General features: G+C 55.3%; 18 protein-coding genes. All 18 read right to left on the bottom strand.

The genetic code is table 11. The annotated features are described in order from the left end of the window. Positions 1-365: 365 nt before the first annotated feature. The 18 genes from Poly51_RS30680 to Poly51_RS23455 all read right to left on the bottom strand — a co-directional run bounded on the left by Poly51_RS30680 (position 366) and on the right by Poly51_RS23455 (position 21679). A complete protein-coding gene (locus tag Poly51_RS30680; RefSeq protein ID WP_186775754.1) occupies positions 366-521 on the bottom strand; it encodes a hypothetical protein in 156 nt (51 codons plus the stop codon). 144 nt (positions 522-665) lie between these two features. After that, positions 666-1496, bottom strand: coding sequence for a DUF6348 family protein (locus tag Poly51_RS23380; RefSeq protein WP_146460586.1), 831 nt, complete (start codon positions 1494-1496; stop codon positions 666-668). Between the two features lie 44 nt (positions 1497-1540). Further along, complete coding sequence (locus tag Poly51_RS23385) at positions 1541-1996, bottom strand: hypothetical protein (protein WP_146460588.1); 456 nt, start codon at positions 1994-1996, stop codon at positions 1541-1543. 159 nt (positions 1997-2155) lie between these two features. After that, positions 2156-2626 (bottom strand): TIGR03067 domain-containing protein, encoded by a 471-nt coding sequence (locus Poly51_RS23390; protein WP_146460590.1) that lies wholly within the window; start codon positions 2624-2626, stop codon positions 2156-2158. Positions 2627-2895: 269 nt separating this feature from the next. Next, positions 2896-3096, bottom strand: a complete 201-nt coding sequence (locus Poly51_RS23395) for a hypothetical protein (protein WP_146460592.1) — start codon at positions 3094-3096, stop codon at positions 2896-2898. A 3168-nt stretch (positions 3097-6264) separates the two neighbouring features. Continuing rightward, the gene (locus Poly51_RS23400) at positions 6265-6759 is read right to left on the bottom strand and encodes a hypothetical protein (protein ID WP_146460594.1); all 495 of its coding nucleotides are present in this window, start codon (positions 6757-6759) and stop codon (positions 6265-6267) included. Between the two features lie 203 nt (positions 6760-6962). Beyond that, the gene (locus Poly51_RS31905) at positions 6963-7502 is read right to left on the bottom strand and encodes an SMI1/KNR4 family protein (protein ID WP_390621803.1); all 540 of its coding nucleotides are present in this window, start codon (positions 7500-7502) and stop codon (positions 6963-6965) included. Between the two features lie 913 nt (positions 7503-8415). Further along, the gene (locus tag Poly51_RS23405) at positions 8416-8904 is read right to left on the bottom strand and encodes an MOSC domain-containing protein (protein ID WP_146460596.1); all 489 of its coding nucleotides are present in this window, start codon (positions 8902-8904) and stop codon (positions 8416-8418) included. 129 nt (positions 8905-9033) lie between these two features. Continuing rightward, positions 9034-9369 (bottom strand): hypothetical protein, encoded by a 336-nt coding sequence (locus tag Poly51_RS23410; protein WP_146460598.1) that lies wholly within the window; start codon positions 9367-9369, stop codon positions 9034-9036. A 210-nt stretch (positions 9370-9579) separates the two neighbouring features. Further along, positions 9580-9999, bottom strand: a complete 420-nt coding sequence (locus Poly51_RS23415) for a hypothetical protein (RefSeq protein ID WP_146460600.1) — start codon at positions 9997-9999, stop codon at positions 9580-9582. Between the two features lie 716 nt (positions 10000-10715). Continuing rightward, positions 10716-11186, bottom strand: coding sequence for a hypothetical protein (locus Poly51_RS23420; RefSeq protein ID WP_146460602.1), 471 nt, complete (start codon positions 11184-11186; stop codon positions 10716-10718). Between the two features lie 668 nt (positions 11187-11854). After that, on the bottom strand, positions 11855-12538 hold the full coding sequence (locus Poly51_RS23425) for a HEAT repeat domain-containing protein (RefSeq protein WP_146460604.1): 684 nt from the start codon (positions 12536-12538) through the stop codon (positions 11855-11857). A gap of 671 nt (positions 12539-13209) precedes the next feature. Then, positions 13210-13674 (bottom strand): hypothetical protein, encoded by a 465-nt coding sequence (locus Poly51_RS23430; protein WP_146460606.1) that lies wholly within the window; start codon positions 13672-13674, stop codon positions 13210-13212. 660 nt (positions 13675-14334) lie between these two features. Continuing rightward, on the bottom strand, positions 14335-14724 hold the full coding sequence (locus Poly51_RS23435; RefSeq protein WP_146460608.1) for a hypothetical protein: 390 nt from the start codon (positions 14722-14724) through the stop codon (positions 14335-14337). Positions 14725-17231: 2507 nt separating this feature from the next. Further along, positions 17232-17552, bottom strand: coding sequence for a hypothetical protein (locus Poly51_RS23440; protein WP_146460610.1), 321 nt, complete (start codon positions 17550-17552; stop codon positions 17232-17234). Between the two features lie 74 nt (positions 17553-17626). Continuing rightward, positions 17627-17956 (bottom strand): hypothetical protein, encoded by a 330-nt coding sequence (locus tag Poly51_RS31085; RefSeq protein ID WP_146460611.1) that lies wholly within the window; start codon positions 17954-17956, stop codon positions 17627-17629. Positions 17957-19584: 1628 nt separating this feature from the next. Further along, a complete protein-coding gene (locus tag Poly51_RS23450) occupies positions 19585-20286 on the bottom strand; it encodes a hypothetical protein (protein WP_146460613.1) in 702 nt (233 codons plus the stop codon). A gap of 787 nt (positions 20287-21073) precedes the next feature. Next, positions 21074-21679 (bottom strand): hypothetical protein, encoded by a 606-nt coding sequence (locus tag Poly51_RS23455; protein WP_146460615.1) that lies wholly within the window; start codon positions 21677-21679, stop codon positions 21074-21076. Positions 21680-22347 lie beyond the last annotated feature (668 nt).

Consider the following 22347-nt stretch of genomic DNA (forward strand, 5'->3'; position numbering starts at 1 on the left):
AGTTCGCGCTTCGCAGTGCTGCTTCCGTTCGGCCTACGGCCTCACTCCAGCAGCACTGCGAATCACCGATCCCAATTCCCCAACCCAATCTTTCATAACGCCTGGTACAGGAATTGGGGGCATCCCACGTGTGCATGGCGTGGTTATCGCCAAATTTGCAGCGGCGAGAACGTGACCACAAACGTGCGGTCACCGACGAGCACATCTTACCGCGCTGCTGACCGCGCATCAAGCGAATTGCCGAACCGATGTCGTGCTGTTTTGTCGCGTGCAATCAACACGACCGCGGCGCAAATGCAATGGTTGTGTTGGCGACGGATTGGGTTGCAGTGACGGTTGCCTGTGCGGCCAGATCAGTTGTTCGTTTAGCCTTCGGCCATGTCGGTGACGGATTGCCCCGAGGATGAAGTGTCGTTTTCGCGACGATCAACGTGACCAAAGTGAATCAATTGTGTCGGAGGAATTGCATTCCAGTCAATCAACCAAGCTGCGGCGAGCAGTTGAGTTACGGTTCGCAGCAAAAATTGAATCCGCGTGACCGAAGAAAACGTTCGTTCAAAACAATCGCGTGCTCCAGTTCAGTGCGATAACGGTAGAAATCACGGGGAACGGGCGAACGACTTGCAAGCAGACGAGAAAACGGACCACCCGTTCTCCCGTGCATTTCATGGTTCCCCGCCGTCTTGAATGACACCAAAAACTCTGACGCTGTAGAAATCGTCCTTAGCGGGCCAGTCAATGTCTGACATCGTCTTGATGATCGGTTGCCAGTCGTTGTTGTCAAGCAATACTTCGACCGCTGAGGGCTTGTTATCGAACTGTGCATAGTAGCAGCGAAACCAGTGGGTGCCACGGGGAAGGTTCGTATTCTCGATAGCATTCTGAACGATTGGAAACCAATGTGTCGGAGGGTCAAATGGAGCATCTGTGAATGTCCGGACATTCATGCCCCCAATCGTGACGCGACGTGATGTTCCTGCGATATCCCAGTTTTCGATCTCGATTTGGTCGTCCGCATTCACATTGAAGAATGAGGAAAGTAGTACGTGGAACGACCCGCCGGTGAAGTTCTGAATGCCGTCTTTCACGGCGTCAGCCTTTGTCGCACCAAGGCCGCCAACAGATTCGATCAGCAGTCGCCCGTCTTCGAGTTCAAAGTAGAAATCGAGCTGGATACTAGCTGTTCCTTTAGGGGAAGGATACTCTTTGACGACAGCTCCAGTCATGCGCATGCCGTTCTCTGCAATGAGCCAATTTTCATCTGCGTCTGTTGGAACGCCGTGATGTTCGAGCAAGTCTTTGAGTATCGGAGCGACGATCGAATCCCCGCTCACCTGGGTAGCGGAAGTAGGGACTTGGTTGACGGCCGGTGGCTGGCATCCGGTTAGGGACGCCAGTAACGCGGCGACGATGTTTCTGAGCTTACGAAACAAGTGCGTCTCGATTTCAGTTGGGGAACGGCGGCGATCAGCGGGCCGGGAGAGTTGACTTTCCATTCGTGAAACCTTGCAAGCCCGGCTCCGTTGCATCGCATGGTTCGTCAGTCTTCGCGGATCGGAAGTGAGACGCCGGTCATTGCGATACGAAACACGGTGAACCAAACCAGCGGAACAGCAACAGTCCAAAGCGGTTGAACCGTAGCCACAGTTAAGTAGGGACTGTCGAAATTGTCGCCGGTCCAGCCGAGTGCAGTCGTAAATATGCCGTAGCCTACGAGTATCAGGAGGGTCGTTGATATCGCCTTGAAGTACGATCGAATAGGAACAGGATTGCGTTTCAGAAGTGGCGGTATCGCGTATTTTAGTGTGGCGGCGTAGAAGAATCCAATGATTGGCCACCCGTAGTAAGGCAAAAGGTAATCGGCGACATCAGTTGAGATAAGCATTGCGATCGCAACAAGGAACGCGGCAACAACAAAAGCAATGAATCCGTATAGCAGCAGCTTTTGACGCGCGCTTGCGTGTGTCACGTCAGTCATCTTCGCATCGCTATTCACGATTGTAGTTGAGGTCCACATGCTTGGTCTGACGAACGTTACGGTTCAGCGGGCGGCGGCGAAAGACTTAGCCATTGCGAGCCCGGCTGCCACCGCCGCTCCGTTGCAACCGATGGTTCCCCGCATTTAGACAGCCCGTGTTAGTCCACTTGATAAAGACTACTTTGGGCGGCGTTTGAGAACAATAAGGTCAGTTTTGGGGTCAGGAGTTGAGGCGAATTTGGTTGGGTGATTCACGGGTGGCTCGGTACCGTTGCGGCTCGCCGCGCAAATCCGCAGCGTGTCGCCGTTCACATCGTAAATGGCATGGATATGAATCTGCTTGTCTGGCGCCCGGGATTGGTCAGCTGACACTAGATCAAGGCACTGCCGATCGTCCTTCGCGACAGAAAAGCAGTCGAATACATCAATCGGTTTGTTCAGTCGGTCACCAAAATGCATGATCATCTGAGTTTTCGTGAACTCGAGATCAATCTGAATTTCGGGTGGCGTTTCTTCTCCCTTGCTTTGAATTTCGGTTGCAACCCAATAACCGATGAGGCCGATTGGCGTTTTAGGATTAGGCGATTCAGCAGAGACTGCGCTGACGGCGCAAAGCACAGAAATCATGATTACAGTGACAAGTTTCATCAGACTAGCCCAATCCAGTGAACAGCATTTCAGTCGGGGAACGTCTACGATCAGCCGGCGGCGACGGAAGATCAACCACTTCAAAACGCCCGACTTCGCCGCTCGGTTGCATCGTTTGGTTCTGCCTCCGGTTTGGACTACGCACCGATCCGTCATCCAACCAGACCGGCCAGCCGAATCAGTTTACGGTACATCATAAGTTGGAACAATGTTAAGCCAAATTTACTGGCGCGTGCCCGAAGGCGCATTTGAACGACGGAACAGCCACGTCAAACATCCTCATCGCGGCGTTCAAGTTCGGCTTGGGCTTCGATTCCGCTTAGTCGCCATCCGCGACGGGCCTTGGCGGCACCAACCCAGGTTTCCATTTTGTCGCAAGCGTCGATCCAGTCACGTAGTTGCTCCACCGTCATGTCGGCGAGTTTACGTCCTCGAAGTTGGTGCTGCGATCGCGTAAGAGGTTCAGCCATTGGTCGAGATGGTACGTAGCGATGCTTTCATGGCAGAACGTCCGACATCACCGGGTCGGGACGGTTGATGTTCCATTTAAAACCGGCCGCAAGCCCGACTCCGGTGCATGTCATGGTTATCAGACTTACAACGCTGCGCTTCGGGGTGGCCGGGAAGGAACGCTTGCCCGTCCTTGCCACTTTGCCTAGCTTGCCGCAATCCGCCCCGCTCATGGGTGGAGAGTGGTTTTTGTTCCTGGAGATCCGCCGTCTGGTTTAGCAGGCGGTAAAGTGGTCAGCACTAACGTGCTGGCGGACGACTCGCAGCGAAAAGGATAGCGAAGAGCACGAAGATTGCGAGTCCACATCCGACGAGAGTAATGCCACCGACAGCAGCGTTTGATTTAGTCAGCGATCCGCCAAATAGCCCAACTAGCACCATTAGTATGCCGAACGCAATTCCACCTTTGGATCGACGATGGATGGTTCGAGCTAGCCAGCTCTGTTGCACAGTAGATTGGGTGCCAGCCTGGCGATCATCTTGGCTTGGAAGTGCGCCGTGGCTCGACGTCGAGGTTCCCGAAATACCGTTTACGCTAGCTCCGACAAACGACTCGCCGCATGACCGGCACTCTTTGAGATCCGTGCGGAGTGTGACGGAACCGCAATTCTTGCATTTCATTTCGTGTCAATTCTCATCCTGTGTCGGATAACGCCTAGGATCACCGGGTACGGAGGGAAAAGCCAACCATCACGGAAAAACACGCAAGCCGTACTCCGGTGCATCCTTTGGTTCTCCGTCGAGTCCTAGATTTGGTGCCAGTCCGCGCCACATAGAAAACATTGCTTTGCAGCATCGGTCCTGAGGGGTTCGCCGCACGACGGGCACGGCCTAGCACCAGTGTAGCCAAATCGCGGTTCGGGGCCATCGGGATGAGCGAGCCAAATCTTAGCCCACAAGCGAGAGCACGAGGTTAGATTGCAAACCGCGTTCATTGCAGCGGGCCATTCAAGCTTGCGGATCGCAAGTTCGGCATCGTGTGTAATCGCGTCGAATACAGGGAGGTGGCAGTCGCATTTCGGGCAGTACGGCCCACGCGTGGGCTTTGCGTGCTCGCCTATCGCAGCGATCTCAGCATTCGTGTATGGATCGTGCAGTGTCATAGAATCGAAGTGCAATGATCGCGAGCGGCCGGACAGCCCACCGCGTACCCAGTCGGATAACGTCGGACATCACGGGGCACGGAGAGTTGACTATCCATTGCGAAAAACGCTGCAAGCCGTGCTCCCGTGCATGTCATTGTTCCCCGCATTCTTGATGATGCCAGCAGTGACCGCAAGCGACGCACATCCGCGCGTCCGGTGTACGGCACAGAGCATCACACTTTGGGCATCGATTCAACACAACCTCATCGACGTGATCTTTGAGCAAACGATCGCGTATCTGTGTTCGGGACTCATGGTACCCTGCGTCGAGGGCAGCCTTCACGTGCGGTTTGTCAACGAGCCCTCGAGCATAAGCGAGTTTCTTGCTTGCAGCAGGATTTTGAGTTTGCAACGCCTTCAGGTTTAGCCCCAACGCCGTGATTATCTCCGTTTCGCCATCGGTCATGAGATGCCGGTAGTAGTCGATCACATACCGATTGAGCGTGTCGTCAAAGTTGGCATCTGGACGTCGCATACTTCAGTCGGGGAACGTCTCACATCACCGGGTGGCGGCGATTGACGTGATTCCAAAGAAACGTGACCACCGCCACTCCGGTGCATGTGTTGGTTATCGGCATTTACGAACGGGCATTGGTCGAGCATCGGGCAGCGGTTGCCACGCCGCCACAGTTTAGCGGGCGCTGGTTCACGCGGCAAGCAATCGGGCGTTAACCGGGTCGGCAAGTAAACGGGCATTGCATCCAACGGGCCCAGCAGACGGTAAACGAAGGATCGAAAACGTTCACGCTGGTTCAGCAAACGACAACAGTGAACACTATCAAGGAATGCGAGCGGCGTGGGCNCTGNAAATCGCCAACGAAGGATTAAGGCGTTTGAATCGGCGAGCAACTAACGCAAGAGCCAAAAGACGCACCTAAAACCAAGCGTTGCAGCAATCGTTTGTGCAAGCAAACACGCGGAACATCTGCGGAGTCAGTCCGATAACGACCGGCGTCACCGGGCCGGGAGGGTAAAGTCAACCATCAGGAAACGCTCGCAATCCCGGCTCCGGTGCACGCAATGGTTATTCGCGATCATGAGATACGAGGCGGACCGCCAATGGGCATGAAACGCGCGAGCGGAAAGCAACGACGGAACGTCGCCAGCATGAACCCCGCGAGGGAAAAACAACGGCGGGACGCCGCCAGTCTGGACTTCGTCCGCGTGGGTGACGCCCGTAGACCTCTGATCGTATCAAAGCGCGACCAACCGGGCAAGTTTCGGCAATCCGACGTGTGGAAAGAGCCAAGCACACCGGGGATCGAGTATTGTGTCCGCGTATTTCCACACACCCAATCGAATAACGTTTGCCATCACCGGGTGGCGGGGGACGACGTGACTTCGAGAAAACCCAACCACCGCCACTCCGGTGCATGGCTTGGTTATTCGGTTCCCAGTTCCGCTTAGCAGCGGACAACAGTCCGCTATTGTATTGGGCGGTGAAATCAGAGGCAACCTTTCGGGCATTGGTTTCCGCTACGGGCCTGGTGCGGTTACCAGCGGGAGGCGGAAACGGGGTTGTCGTCACCAATGGTGAGTCCCGAAGGGTATGAACAAATTGAACCATTGGTGACGTGAACCCCGTTTCCGCCCGTTGAAGCGAGGCGAATAGTGCCAATGCCGAGCGAGTGACCGTAAATGAGCGTTGCCAACCGCTAGCCTAAGCTTGGAGATCGGGACGTTCCGTATCGCCGGTGACAATGAACCAGCGCGACCAGGAAAGTCACCGGCGATACGGTACGTCCCGATCGGCCCGGCCATCGAATACACGGTTGAAACAAAGCCATCCACCGTTGTCGGCAGTCGCGTGAGCCTGTCACGCATCCGGCCATGAGCGAGAATCCAAGCCTAGGACCAATGTGTTGCAGCCCGAATAACGTCTGGCATAACCGGGCCGCCGCGGTTGTTGCTCCATTTGAAAACGCGCTGTCGGCGGCTCCGCGTTCATGCCTTTGTTATGCCACTCTGGGCGCTGCGGCTAGTTCACGACTTGCTTTTCACAACACAGAAATAGAAGTGTCCATCCAGCTCTCCAATTGGCATGCCAAGGTCTCCGCCACCGCCGTCGTAGGAATAATGCCCCGAAACCGTCTTCGTGGGTGGGAGCGTGAAGTCAGATGGATCGAACCCGCCTTCTGTCAGGTCGCGAACCTCGATGGTCGGTATCTTTGCAGTACCTTTTCTTGCGATGCGCACGTTAAACACGATGGTCATCGTAGATTCCTTGTAGGGCTCATCGCCCCAGTGGACCATTTTTTCGATTGCATCAACGTCGCCAGCCTCGAACGCGGTCTTATACGCGGCGACCAGTGCTTCTGCGGAAGTGGCAGGGAGCGTTACGCCGGAATCGACTGGCGATGTGGTGACAGGTGACGATTGCGATTCGTCGGCGACGGTTGAATCGACGCTACGAGTGGACGGCGAGTCACTACAACCGGCAAGCATGAGTAGAGGCAGTATTAGAATGTGACGTTTCATCTAAGCTCTGTCTTTGTAAGTTTGTGGCATAACGTCCCGCATCACCGGGCGGGGAGAGTAAAGTGTTCCATTTGAAAAGACGCGCAAGCCCCGCTCCGGTGCATGCGATGGTTATCAGACTTACAACGCTGCGCTTCGGGGTGGCAGTGGAGGAACATTCGCCCGCTGCCGCAAGCTTCCCATCTTAACACAATTTGCCCCGCTCACGGGTGGGAAGTGGGTGGTGTTCCTGGAGATCCGCGATCCTTCGTTACGGGATGACGTGCCCAGTCAGCAAGCCACGATTCGACAGATGGCGAAACCAAGTGAAGCCAATCATAGATATTATTGGACGCATCGGCGTCCACTTTGTAAACGGGGGCTTCGTCTTTGCGGATGTCAAGCACGTATGTGGTAACGCACCCACCTTCGCAGAAGTGAAGCAAGTGGTCGGGCCACTGTGGCCCATCCGGTTGTGATCGGTTCGCGGAACGGTATCTCGAGTTCCAATCGAGGATAGTGTCGTCGTCAGATGCGATGAGCGGAACAATTCCGTATGCGGGGCCAAATCCTCCGTTTGCAACCTCGGAATACAGCCTTCGGATAAACGAAGGCAAACGCAAGTTTGTTGCCGTCTCGAACTCGGAGACCAAAGTTGGGGCAAGAGGTGGCGGAGGAGCAACTGTAAGATTGGTAACGCAATCAATCGGTGGAAAAACGCTGATACGACGTTGGAGATCAGCAATTGTGTCAGCGTTGTTCATCGTTCAGTCGGATAACGTTACGCGTAACCGGGAACGCGCGGGAAAGTCTCTAGCGGCCAAATCGCTTAACTCGCGGTCTCCGGTTCACGCGATGGTTATCGGGTCGCTCCGGAATCCACCGACGATGGGCTCCGAGAAGTCCAGGATACCGCAGGCGAGTCACGGATGCAATCAATTTGCTCACGATCTCGATACGGCCCACAACGTCCGTGCTCGGATCGGCAATTGGTTTGCCCTGCCGTCATCATGTGCAGTCTTCCGTCCTGAATCGAGCCCTGAAATCACCGTGCCGGATCGAGCACAACTCGAGCGCACCAATCACGCCCCTGGATCAAACGCACAAATCATGAGCACTGAACGAGCACCCCCGACGCGATAACGTCTCACATCACCGGGTGGCGGCGATTGACGTGATTCCAAAGAAACGTGACCACCGCCACTCCGGTGCATGTGTTGGTTATCGGCATTTATGGACGGGCGTTGATCGAACGCTGGGCAGTGGATACCACGCCGCCACAGTTTAGCGGGCGCTGGTTCACGCGGCAAGCAATTGGGCGTTGATCGGGTCGGCAAGTAAACGGGCATTGTCTTTCGACGGTGCTTTGTGACGGTAAACGAAGTATAGAAAACTTTGTCGTTGGATCAGCAAACGACAACGGCGAACAGCATCAAGGAATGCGACCGGCGTGGGTTGTGGCAATCGCCAACGGAGGATCAAGACGTCCGAATCGGCGAGTTGCTAACGCGAATGCCGAACGACGCACCGATGACCAAGCGTTGCAGCAATCGTTTGTGCAAGCAAACACGCGGAACATCTGGGGAGTCAGTCCGATAACGTTACGCATCACCGGGTCGGGAGTGTTGTTGCTCCATTTGAAAACGGCCGCAAGCCCGACTCCGGTGCATGCGATGGTTATCCTCCGTCCTCGGGTTCGATGATGCTGATCGAATCGCCGACGGAGATATCACCGCCACCAACGACATCAGCACCAATGCCACCACAGTATGCAAAGCACTTTAGCACTTCCTTACGTCCGAGCAAATAGGCAAGGTGCGCGCATGGCGGAAACGGCTTTGTGCCGCGAAGTATGGCGTGGCCACAACGGAAGGTTTTGCCAATCAGCGAATCTAGTTTGATGTTTTGCGTGACGATGTTGCGTCGCAGCATTGAACCGGCGAAGTCCGTGTCGTACCCGGTGTTGACGGCTTGGATTGCTTCGCTCTGGATCAGCGTGACCTGAGCACCCCAACCGGCGATGTCCGAGTAGTATCCGGTGCCAGTGTAGTAGCGATCGCCGAGCAGGCCCCGTCCAGCCACGGCGGACACCGAGTCAACGGCAACCATTGGGCGGTCTTTAGCATCGGCGATGTGCAGCTCAAGGACGGAAGGAGAGTTCGACATGCAGATGCAGTAAAGAGTCGCTGTTCTTCAGTCGGATAACGGTTGACATCACCGGGTGGCGGCGAACGACGTGCAAGCAGACGTAAAATGTAACCACCGCCACTCCGGTGCATGTCTTGGTTATCCGTTTTATCTTGATTGTCCGAGGAAATCAGAGACGTAGCCCCAGTCCAATTGCATAACGTGTTCGCGGAAATATTCGGTCGGCTTGTCAGCATATGTTCCGATAAGTCGAACGGAGAGGATGCGTCCATAAACAAGTTGGTAGTATTTTGGGTTACGGCGCAAAAACAAGGGGAAAACACGAACCGCATCTGAAACCACGAGGTCAAGACGCTCGTCTGTCTGTATACCTGACGGCGAGGCAGCGTAAAACCTGGTCGAGTCTACGGTATCGAGGTAGAAGGCAATGCCGTCAATAATGACCTTGCCACCGACTTCAAAGTCGAGCGTGGCGTCAGGCATTGGAAGCGTGAAGAACCGGCGAATCCTCGACCACCAGGATTCATCGTCCTTGGTCGCAGCTGGTGGCCGGTATGGGTTCGGATCAGAGGACACAGCTTCGGATTATGCCTGAGGATTTCAGTCGGATAACGGTTCGGTTCAGCGGGTGGCGGGTGAAGACTTGCAAGCAAACGGAAACGCCGACCACCGCCACTCCGTTGCAACCGTTGGTTATCCGCCGTCCTGGGCGACTGTGGATGGAAGTCCAGTTTTTGATTCAATTTGACGGCGAGCGTCATTGTACCCGATCCAAAGAGCCTCGGTACCCGAAGCAATGTCCGCGCGGTAACAGTACGCATCGTATTCGGATTGCATTTTGAAGTCACCGTATCGCTCCCAGTCCCAGATTGCCGCTTCCCATCCGCATCGGTGTGCGTCTAGGTAGTGCGCCTTCAGGTCGAGGTGCGTCTCTCCATCGTCGAGCCAGCTTTCGAGTTTCGTATCAGGCTCCGGTTTGAATTGCGATGGAACGTCATCAGGAACAATGGGTGCGGCATATGACAGCCCGAGCTTGGATTCGAGCGACTGCTTGCACCCCACCAACAGCAGTGAAGCGGCAAAGATGACGATGAAGGATTGGCGTAAAGGCAAGAGTCTGGATCGGCTTTCGATTTTAGTCGGATAACGTCCGGATTCACCGGGTCGGGAGAGTAAAGTCAACCATTTGAAAGCGGCCGCAAGCCCGCCTCCGGTGCAATCCATGGTTATCCGCCGTCGCGCCGAACGAGGCGTCCCTCAATGTCCAAGATGAAGGTTGCCTCTGGGCCAACGTCGGCGAATCCGTTCGTATCATAACGCAATAACGGCCCGTTGGGGATGGTGACAAGGGTATCGTCATTTGTGGGAAGCGGAAGAAGATCAACGCCAAAGCAGTCTAGGCACCGGGGTGGTGATCGCCGGTCAGCAATCGCAGACCAGAAGCGGTTTCGGTTCTCTAGTTCTTTGGTCGCAGCTTCAGGGGTGCAGAAAAAGAACGCCATATCATTCTTGATCCCACGAGTGATGGCGATCAGTTGGTTTCGTTCGTATTCGATTTCGTCTTTAGTCGGCATGTGTTCGGAGGCAACGACCGCAGAGCAGTCACGGCACCAAGCCGGGGCCTGGAGGACCGATGCGGAGTATGGATACGACAGGCGGTAGCGTCGAGATCGCAGATACAACGCTGAGTGAGCTTTGCCGGTCAGCTCGTCGAGATATTGGTCAAACGAGGCCATACTTCAGTCGGATAACGCTTGCCATCACCGGGTGGCGGGGGACGACGTGACTTCGAGAAAACCCGACCACCGCCACTCCGGTGCATGGCTTGGTTATCCGCCGTTTTGGGGCAGTATGGTGTACGTGAATGCAAAGCCAAGATATGGATTTGCCGGATCGTCCGTATAGAGTTCAGCGCGTGACTCATGCGTGCCCGGAACATCGTGACGGATGCGAAGGGCGAGAGATTCAGTGGCCCCGGCTGGAAGCGCATTGCGAAACGCCGCGAATTCGGGGGCACGGCATCCACCGGAACACGCGCGCAATCGAAGCCCGCAATTGCCAGTGTTCTTGACGGTCGCGACGTTGGGCACGACAGTCCCCATTGATACGACACCTAGATCACGAAGCGAGACAGTCAGCATCGCAGACGGTTGGACAGTAGAAGGTCGCGTTGCAGGCTTCGCTTCAGTGTCAGGGATCAAATTGTGGTTCACGTCGTTATGGATCGCGATGGATGCTACGACTAAAACGAGGCAAAGCGCGAAGACGGCAATGATGCGAAACGATCGTAGTGAGTTCATGATTTCAGTCGGATAACGTTTGCCATCACCGGGTGGCGGGGGACGACGTGACTTCGAGAAAACCCGACCACCGCCACTCCGGTGCATGGATTGGTTATTCGGCTCCGGGTTCCGCTAAGCGGTGGAAACCAGTTGGCCATTGTATTGGGCGGTGAAATCGCTGGCAACCTTTCGGGCATTGACTTCCGCTACGGGCCTGGCGCGGTGAACAGCGGGAGGCGGAAACGGGGTTGTCGTCACCAATGGTGAGTCCCGAAGGGGATAGCCAAATCGAACCATTGGTGACGTGAACCCCGTTTCCGCCCGTTGAAGCGAGGCAGACGGTGCCAATGCCGAGCGAGTGACCGTAGATGGGCGTTGCCAACCGCCGATCTTAGCGTGGAGATCGGGACGTTCCGTATCGCCGGTGACAATGAACCAGCGCGACCAAGAAAGTCACCGGCGATACGGTACGTCCCGATCGGCCCGACCATCGAATAGACAGTTGAAACAAAGACATCCAGCGTTGCCGGTAGTCGTGTGAGCCTATCACGCATCCGGCCATGAGCGAGGTTTGGCGTCGACGACCAAAGTGTTGCAGCCCGAATAACGGTACCGATCACCCGGTCGCCGCGAGAGATCTTCCATTGTCAAAACGCCCGGCTCGGCGACTCGGGTGCATCGGATGGTTACCCGCGCGTTTCGGCCATTGCAAGCAGTGCCTTTGTAGCGTAACCAAAGGGCGATCTTCGACCAAGCGATTCGACGCACTCACGCAGTTTAGCAAGTGTATCTACATCAGTTTGGAGTTCCCCAACGAAGTTCCGTGCACGCCACGACCACGAATCGATGTGCTCTGCGTTGGCAGGAATTGATGTTTTCATCGCATCCCAAGCATTGCGCCGGTAGGTAGTGCTGCTGAGTGCTGCCGCGACACCCCATCGCACCAACCAAATTGAATCTTGCAGGAATGGAACCAGTTTCTCAGCATTATTTGACGGCACATCGGCATAGCAAAGCCCATCAGCCGCAGCGATGCGAACAGAAGCGTCGGCATCGCCCAGAAGGCTCATGAACGCAGTGATAGAAACAACGGCAGCTTCTGGATGTGAGGACAGACTCTTCGCAACGGCGTGGCGAACAAAGTGCGACGGATCAGATGCAAACGACGTAACAGCTTGGATAGAAGCATCAGTTGGCGGATGGTGCAGTCGGGTTGGTTCGCGGAACGGACGAAATGACGAGTGCTGACGTCCGGGATTCCAAATACGGCCGATCTGCTCGACAAAATATTGGCGCTTCGGTTTGTCGCGACACGCGAGCAGACGCTCCGTCATGTGTTGGAGATCCAGTGCGGCTCTGTCAGCGGACATCAAACTTCACTCGGGTAACGGTTGACATCACCGGGTGGCGGCGAAACGCTTGCAAGCAGACAAAAACGGCAACCACCGCCACTCCGGTGCATGTCTTGGTTATCCGAGATTATATTTACGAGGCGGACCGCCAGCGGGCATGGGACGCGCGAGCGGAAAACAACGACGGGACGTCGCCACGATGATCTGCGCGAGCAGAAAACAACGGCGGGACGCCGCCAGCATGGACTCCGTCCACTTGGGTGACACCATCGTGGCGAGTTCGTAGCAGTGGTGCAAGCAGGGAATTAGCAAACAACGTGGAAAGTCGTAAATCCGCGATAGGTGTGAATAGAGTCGATCGCGACGCAGAACCGTGTTTGACGTGGAGCCAGGTGCCCGAAGCAAAGACGCAAACAACGAAGCGGAGCCGAGCATGTGTGACCCAGGCCGCCCAGCATCTTGGCAAGCGTTGCAGCGCGTTCGACGTTGCGAAACACGACACGGCCAAGACGGTCTACGGACCGGCCATTCGTCGTCAGCGCCTGGATACCGAGCATTCGTCGTTGAAGCGGGACGACAGCGCACCAGTCCGGATAACGGCGGCGATCAGCGGGCCGGGAGTGTTAGTTGTCCATTTGTAAAACCTTGCAAGCCCGGCTCCGTTGCATCGCATGGTTCGCTGCAATTTATCACGTCCCGTTCGGCGGTTGGTACGGGTTGCCCGAATCGTCAACATCTTGCGTGGTTGTCGATGAAAGGTCAACAGCCGTCGTCGCTTCCGGTGAGTGCAAATGCGAGCGTTTGCGAAACACAAACACGGCCAGGACAAACATCGCGGGAACGAAGGAAAACAGCACGAGATTCATTGGATACGCCAATATCACGGTCGGCCCCACAAAGTCGAGCCAAGGTTCGCCGGGCCCATCGCGTTGGAAGATCACGGTGGGAACGGGCCAGCCGTGAAAACGAGTATTGGCATTCGCGAGATAGGTGTAGTGGAATGTCGTTAAGTACGCGGCGACGACGCTGGCAGTCAGGGCAGCTAGGAACAGCAAACGCGACCAAGTCGGAATACGGCTCGCGATTGCTGCGTGCGTAGCCCAAGCGATTAAGCCGCAAGCAGCGAGAAACAGCAGCAAGATGAGAGCAAACAATGTCGTGTTAACCTGCGTTGCGTTTCCGTCTTGTCAGTCAGCGAACGCTCGACATCACCGGGTGGCGGCGAAAGTCGTGATTTAAGAAAAACGTAACCACCGCCACTCCGGTGCATGTCATGGTTATCAGACTTACAACGCTGCGCTTCGGGGTGGCAGTGGAGGAACATTCGCCCGCTGCCGCAAGCTTCCCATCTTAACGCAATTTGCCCCGCTCACGGGTGGGAAGTGGGTGGTGTTCCTGGAGATCGGCTTTTATGAACGGGCATTGATCAGGCGTTGGGTAACGGAATCCGCGTCGCCACAGTTTAGCGGGCGTTGATTCGTGCAGCAAGCAATCGGGTGTTGTCCGTAAACGAACGATCTAAAACGTTGCGGTGCCATCAACAAACGCTAACAGCAAACACAGGTTCGGCTTACGAGCGGAGTACGTCGTGGAAATCATCAACGAAGGACCAAGACGGTTGTATCGCAAGCCCGCTAACGCAAATGCCTAACATCAAAATTGCAATCGACCGTCGCAGTAATCGAACACGTCAAACACCTGACGGGTCAGTCCGATAACGTCTACGATCAGCCGGCGGCGACGGAAGATCAACCATTTGAAAACGCCCGACTTCGCCGCTCGGTTGCATCGTTTGGTTCCCCGCTCCGGTGAGATCATTCATCGACCATCGGTCGAGGCGGTCCACGCTTTGCAGGTAGTGGTGCCGCCTCTATGATCGAACGGCGAATTTGGTGTACGACATGATTGAGCTCAAGGTCGTCGCACCAGTATTCATCGAGTTTACCCGCGTGACAAAATCTTGACGTGTTGAACCCGTCTTCGATGTCATTGTACCAAATAGCGGTCGAGCCAATCAACGCGACAACCCAGAAGCCACCACCAAGTTCGCCCCACGGGTGTTGCATCCATTTCACAGGATCGATGCGTATCGAATCCCAGAAGCGGATCTGGTCGTCATCGAGCCGAGAAACGGCTTCGTCGATAAGAACGCACAATTCGTCGAGTGTGATGGGAGTCCACTTGCCGTCGTTTCGATCAGCCATCGTCGAGTTCGGTTGTTCGCGCAATACAAGGAGACTTCGGTCGGGGGACGGTGGCCATCACCGGGTGGCGGCGATTGACGTGATTTCGAGAAAACGTGACCACCGCCACTCCGGTGCATGGCATGGTTGTCGGCATTTATGGACGGGCGTTGACCGAGTGTTGGGCAGTGGCAACCACGTCGCCACAGCTTAACGGGCATTGGTTCGGGCGGCAAGCAATTGGGCGTTGATCGGGTCGGCAAGTAAACGGGCATTGCATCCAACGGGCCCAGCAGACGGTAAACGAAGGATCGAAAACGTTCACGCTGGTTCAGCAAACGACAACAGTGAACACTATCAAGGAATGCGAGCGGCGTGGGCTCTGAAAATCGCCAACGAAGGATTAAGGCGTTTGAATCGGCGAGCAACTAACGCAAGAGCCAAAAGACGCACCTAAAACCAAGCGTTGCAGCAATCGTTTGTGCAAGCAAACACGCGGAACATCTGCGGAGTCAGTCCGATAACGTTACGGATAACCGGGGACGAGCGGACTAGCAACCACTGCCAACCGCGTTTTCGAGTCCTCCGGTTCATCCGATGGTTACCCGCGTTTTGCGCGAGCGGGAAAACTGGGTTCGCGTTCGAGTATAGCGAACCGATTGCGTCCACATGGAGCGTTCTCTGGGCCGAACAAGCGACTATTGTTCTTTGTCGAATAGGTCCGTTAGCACTACGGAAACCATGAACCCGCCTGGTAACCATGGCGCAATCCATGCCCATTCAGTCTTCGGGAGCAGGACAGCGCCAAGAACAGCAGATACGACCATGGCAAAAGGCATCTCCAGGCTACCGAACCCTTTTATGGCGCACGCAAAACCGACGACCGACACGCCAGTCAGCGCCAGCAACGGCGCCGACGCAAACGCAATTCCAAGGATCGCAAGTACGACCCAGCCACTCACAAAAAGTGCTACACCGCGAAGTGCCTCTAGCATACGAGTCATGACGCAGTGAACATGATTGCGATTCTTTGGTGCGTTTGTGCAATCATGATTCAGTCGGGTAACGTTTGCCATCACCGGGTGGCGGGGGACGACGTGACTTCGAGAAAACAAACGACCGCCACTCCGGTGCATGGCTTGGTTCTCTGATTGCTGGGAACCGGGAGGCCGAAGAGCTTCGGATCAACCGACATTCTAGAGATGCAGCGTTGAGAGTGCAAATCGGAGACCCCGACGCCGGACCAGAAGTTCAAAACGGCTCTTCCCGAATAGCTAATGTCGTCGAGGCGGACTTTCCCCGCATCAGGCCGAACCCCACACTGGGCAAATCCGCGGCCAACCGAGATAGAGCCGAAGTCACCTTACTGCGAACGGGCGCGATCTCGAATATAGAACGACGACGCCATTGGAAGCAAGCCAATGTTCGGCCAGTGGAAGCGTATAAAACGATCTGAGCGGCGACGACGGTTGACGACCGTTATGACAACGTTCGCGTTCGGGAGAAAACGCCTGGAGCGACACGTTCAGATAACGTTTCACATCACCGGGTGGCGGCGATTGACGTGATTTCGAGAAAACGTAACCACCGCCACTCCGGTGCATGTGTTGGTTATCGGCATTTATGGACGGGCGTTGACCGAGTGTTGGGCAGTGGCAACCACGTCGCCACAGCTTAACGGGCATTGGTTCGGGCGGCAAGCAATTGGGCGTTGATCGGGTCGGCAGTAAAACGGCAATTGTCATCCGACAGTGCTTGTTGACGGTAAACGAAGGATCAAAAGCGTTGTCGCTTGATCAGCAAACGAAAACAGCGAACACGTTCAAGAATTGCGAGCGGCTTGGAGGGAGGAAATCGCAAACGGAGGATCAATGCGTTTGACTCGCAAATTCGCTAACGCGAATGCCGAACGACAAATTTCCAATCAGGCGTTGCAGCAATCGCTAGTGCGAGCGAACGCGTGAAACACCTGAGACGTCAGTCCGATAACGTCTCACATCACCGGGTGGCGGCGATTGACGTGATTCCAAAGAAACGTGACCACCGCCACTCCGGTGCATGTGTTGGTTATCGGCATTTATGGACGGGCGTTGACCGAGAGTTGGGCAGTGGCAACCACGTCGCCACAGCTTAACGGGCATTGGTTCGGGCGGCAAGCAATTGGGCGTTGATCGGGTCGGCAAGTAAACGGGCATTGCATCCAACGGGCCCAGCAGACGGTAAACGAAGGATCGAAAACGTTCACGCTGGTTCAGCAAACGACAACAGTGAACACTATCAAGGAATGCGAGCGGCGTGGGCTCTGCAAATCGCCAACGAAGGATTAAGGCGTTTGAATCGGCGAGCAACTAACGCAAGAGCCAAAAGACGCACCTAAAACCAAGCGTTGCAGCAATCGTTTGTGCAAGCAAACACGCGGAACATCTGCGGAGTCAGTCCGATAACGTCCGCCGTCACCGGGCGGCGAGAGTAAAGTGAGCCACCGGGAAACGCGATGACGCCGCTCCGGTGCACGGCATGGTTCGCCGCTATGGTGCATCATCAGTTTCCAGGTGTTCATCACTCTGTCCACTGTTGGCACTGTCCCTGCGCCCGCTCGTGAACGACCGATAGATTAGAGTGCAGCCGAAAACGGCAATGGGCGCGCCGAAGTTGTAATACAGGTCAGGTGTCTCATCGAGAAAGAAGTCAATCGAAAATAGTATCACGAGAACAGCAAGGCCTTGCAGTATTGCACTACGAAAGTCTTCCACGCTCAAGGTGCGGCTGGAATTTTCTTTTTCGGCTGGTGGTTCGTATGGATTCAATTCGCTGATCGGTTTGGTCGCTTGGGTGTCGGCGAACGGCACGGTTCAGCGGGCGGCGGCGAAAGACTGAACCATAGTAAATAAGGCGACCACCGCCGCTCCGTTGCAACCGATGGTTATTTGCTTTTTTGCGCCGGAAACCAACGCAGTATAGCGTATCCACGCGTATCGAAGTGCTCTCGAAGGAAGGCCTTTAGCTCGACTGCTTCGGGCATTAGGGGTGGTTCGAGCGTCTCTTCGATCACGAAAATGTCGTTTGGTCCTTGATCGGGCATGTCAGAGGTCGCCGAGATTAGGTCGGAAACGATCGACGCATTTAGACGGCCCAAATAGACACAAGAACCACAGTCGTACAGATCAACCAAATCGGTGTCGCTCGGATCGAGATTGGTTGGCGGTTCCGTGTCAAATACACCAGGATGATTCTTCGCATTGGAATCGCGCAACTGCTGTTCTTCATTGGCGAACCGTCGATTGGCATTTGTCTGCGAGCGCGATCCAACGAGCCAGCAAACGAGTGCGGGAATCACAAACACTGGAGAGACCGCGACAGAAAGCCCAAGGCAACCGAAGAACCCCGCAACTGCAAGATCGCCCGTAAGTGTTGAGTTGCCCCCACCAGACCAAGGAATCGGTTTGTGGAAGCCAAACAGTCGGCCTAGTGTTGCGTACGCAAAGGCAAGTCCCGAAACGGAGAGGAAGATCAATGCGAATGTTCGGTCGTCCATTCTCAGTGCAAATAACGTTACCAATCACCCGGCACGCGCGGTAGATTGTCCATTTGAAAACGCCCGGCTCGCGTGCTCGGGTGCATTGGATGGTTCTGCCTTCGCCCAGGCTTGAATCGCCTCGCAAAGGCTGTCATGCACTTGATCGGGTATGCACAGCCCGAATCCAAGTAGCCCTGAGCGCGATTGCAGATGGAGCATTCCATGACTTGCCGTCAAGAGAACGTTCGAAACGTCTAAATCCCGACGATGCAGGTCCCAACGAATTCTTTTCTGGAGTGCGCGCGACCAGACTGGGTGAAGACGCTCGCCGTACGTGTTGCAAAGATAAAGTAATCCAGGGCGACCAGAATCGTATCCGATCTGGTGCGGTGTGAAATGCAAGGAAATCGGGACCGGGGGAAAGATCACACGCGAAGATGCAAATATGCCAATCGCAATCCATAGTCCGGCAAAGGCGAAGCGGGCAGCAAGCTCAGCCGATCCAAACCAATCGTGAGGGAATCTCGCTAAATGGATGTCGGGAAGAACGAGGATAAGTCCCACGCACATCACTGCGAACTGGACAACCGCGAGCGCCCGTTCCTCCGATGCGCTACCCAACGCGACTTCGATGGTCGTTTCGGAATCAGCTGACGCGATTGAGACGTCAATCATCGGAAGTGCAAATCTTCAGTGGCAGAACGGTTGGCATCACCGGGTGGCGGCGAAAATCGTGATTTCGAGAAAACCGCACCACCGCCACTCCGGTGCATGCCGTGGTTATCCCATTGCATTGAATCGAGCATTGAATCAGCGATGGGCAGCGGTGACCACCGTTCGACAGCATAGCGGGCATTGAATCGTGCGGCAAGTTTCGAGCGTTGCCGACCGTCAGCGGGTCGGGCACGGCGAACGAAGGGAGCCGAAACGCGGACTCTCTCGCCAATGGCGAGGCCCGGTGGGAAAAGACAAATGGAGCCATTGGCGAGAGTGTCCGCGTTTCGGCAGCTTGCAGCGGAGTAAACCATTCCAATGCCGGACGAACCGCAAGCTTCGGGCATGGCGAAACGCTGGAAGCAACCTGGAGAACGTGACGTTCCGCATCGCCGGAAAAATAGATCAGCGTGGCCGGAAGATTTTCCGGCGATGCGGTACGTCACGTTCGGACGTGATTTCGAGACAACCGTTTGAACCAAGGTCGGCCGGCATCCCCGGCAGTCGAACGTTGTTGATCGAACCGCAACGAAGCGAGATCGGCCGGCACCTCCGCGCATTAGTTGGGATAACGTCTGCCATCACCGGGCCGGGACGGTTGATGTTCCATTTGTAAAAACTCGCAAGCCCGGCTCCGGTGCATGGCTTGGTTATCCGCCGTCTTGGTCCGCGAAGAAGCGAGTCACGCCTTGCATGTCCCTCGGATCAGAGCGATATCCACGGGTGCAAATGGTGTAGGTTCGTGTGGAACGATCGTACTCGATGCAGGTATCATCGTCAAAACGATAAGCAATCCACCGGTCCGCCCCGCGAATCTCGGGTGGTTGAATGCGATGTTTGCGCAAGTGACGCTTTGCAGGCGATTCGGGCAGTACCCGCCGATCATGGTTCAAGTCCGCCTCGATGACGTGGATTGGTTCGGGCAAGTCTTTTGGGTCCGTTATCGCAGTGAGATACGCATTTGCGCCCCACGATGCGTTCCGAAGCAGCGACAAGCATAGCGTCTCGATGGCCCAGAAGATCGGACAGACCGCAAAGGCATCGCGAGAGATCGTTCGAGGTCCGTTAGTAGTCTCAAGATCAATTTCCGTCTCCCCGGCCGTACTCAGGCCGTCATCGGTGTCGGCAATCTCCAGAAACCCTGATGTCTCGATAACGGTTGCAAGCATATCGAAGTGCAATTCACCAACAGACCCAAGGTGTTCGCCTTTCCGGTCAACGTTAGCGTGGCCAAAGTAGGTCAGTGCCCCCGAGCGTTCCATGCGTGCGGTGAACGATGACGCCTCACCCATGCAACCAAGCGGTGTGCGGAGTGTGATTGCGTCGATCGTGTTGTTGTGGCGAGTGTCCAATGGCGTTCAGGCTAAGATCACTTCAGTCGGATAACGTTACACATCACCGGGTGGCGGAGGACGACGTGATTTTGGAAAAACGGCACCACCGCCACTCCGGTGCATGTGATGGTTATCAGACTTACAACGCTGCGCTTCGGGGTGGCAGTGGAGGAACATTCGCCCGCTGCCGCAAGCTTCCCATCTTAACGCAATTTGCCCCGCTCACGGGTGGGAAGTGGGTGGTGTTCCTGGAGATCCGCTTCTGCGACACACGTATCCGATATATCCACCGAGTAGTGTCAGGGGCAAAACAGGAAGTATGTGAACAATGAGTGTGTTGTCTTGCCAGCGTTCGGTCGGTATCCCAACGAATACGAAGGCAGTGTAGAGAATACCAGATATCAAAGCGACCATGCGCCAGCGTACAATGGCAAAGCGTTCAGCTATCAAACCGCAAAGGACGTAAGGCGGGTAAACGAACAGAGGGAATGCTATAAGGTCAAGCCAGATGGAAGTCTGTCCGTCGCTCTTTGCGAACGATGAGGCGAATAGCGAGAAGAATACGCCGGCGCAACCAGCAAGCATTATGGATGTGAGAAATGCGGCAAATATCGCGACCGCAATTCCGAGAAAGTCCGATTTGCGTAGATCCATTGGTGTGTCGTGCCGAGATTCGCCAGCGGGAGTCTGCATCAAGCCACTTCAGTCGGATAACGACCCGCATCACGGGGCGGCGGGAGTTGACGTTGATTCAAAAACCGCTGGCCACCGCCGCTCCCGTGCATGCGATGGTTCGGCAATTGCGCTATCGAGTGGTTGATGCGGCGAGTTTCCTTTGGCCTTGAATGATTGACCTAATGGCCTGATCAACCAATTCAGAAGTAATCGGCTTGGCAGAGGTGTGCTGCGCGAATACGACGCCCTTCGGACCGATCCACGCACGGCCTTGAGCCATGAGGTTGTCGCGGTCGGGAGATTCAGAGATGAAGCAGTATTCTAGTACTTTCTCTCCGTTGAATAACGCGTTCTTATGCCTGATGTCAACAACCTCGAACGCAATGGCATGGCTGGTACCATTGAGGGTCGATTGCGTCCAGACGGCGCGGCCGTTTGGAAAGATTTCCTTTGATGTGTCAGAGAGATATTCCAGGTTTATGTTGTTTATGTTCTTCCATCCTGGGTGTGTAGCGAACGAAAGAAAATCGCCAGTTCCTTTGTTTCGAAACACAGCCCACCGGAATGGCGATTTCGCTTCAACGTTTGACTGCTGATCTTCGACGTTGAGTTCCCATTCGACACCCAGCCTGGGAAGAGCACCGATCGGCTCAAGTTCCTGAGCCGATGCGATTCCGAAGGGAAGGAGTGCCGCGACAGCATATGTCAGAACAGCGGCTTGAAGCAGCTTAGTCATGGTTTTCTCTCATGCCGAACGGTAGGGTTTTGCGGGCCGGGACGATTGACTTGCAAGCAGACAAATCCGCCCGCAAGCCCGGCTCCGTAACAACCCATGGTTATCGCCGATTGTTGCGGGCATTGGTTGAGCATTGACCGCGATAGCGGAAGACATCGACGGAACGTCGCCAGCACGGTCTGCGTGAGCAGAAAACAACGCCGGAACGGCGACGAGCATCAATCATAATGCCAGTAGTAGGGGAAGTCCTTGGATTAACGTTGGTCACTGAAGTTTTGTAGTGGTGATCAGTTTGAGATTCGGAGGTCGAGCGCTGGAGGGAAGGTATCAACAACATACAAGCGGCGTTCCGCCCCGTGGGTGGCTCGTCATGCGAGCAACCGCTGGAATCGACCAGTGCAGCCGAGTGTACCAGGTTTAGCATGAAGGAATGGGTGAGTGACACTATGTGTCATCGTGCGAGATGGAACGAAGAATGCCGAATAGCCGTCGGGGCGATCCCGAACATCAGATCGGAACTAACACCGAGCACCAGCAGCGATAACGGTTGCCGTCACCGAGCCGGAAGTGACGACTTTCCATCGTGAAAAATGCCGCAAGTCCGGCTTCGCGTGCACGGCATGGTTCCCCGTCATATACGTCTAAAGTAACTCATCCGCTGGGATACG

Source organism: Rubripirellula tenax (assembly GCF_007860125.1).
Classification (GTDB): Bacteria; Planctomycetota; Planctomycetia; order Pirellulales; family Pirellulaceae; genus Rubripirellula; species Rubripirellula tenax.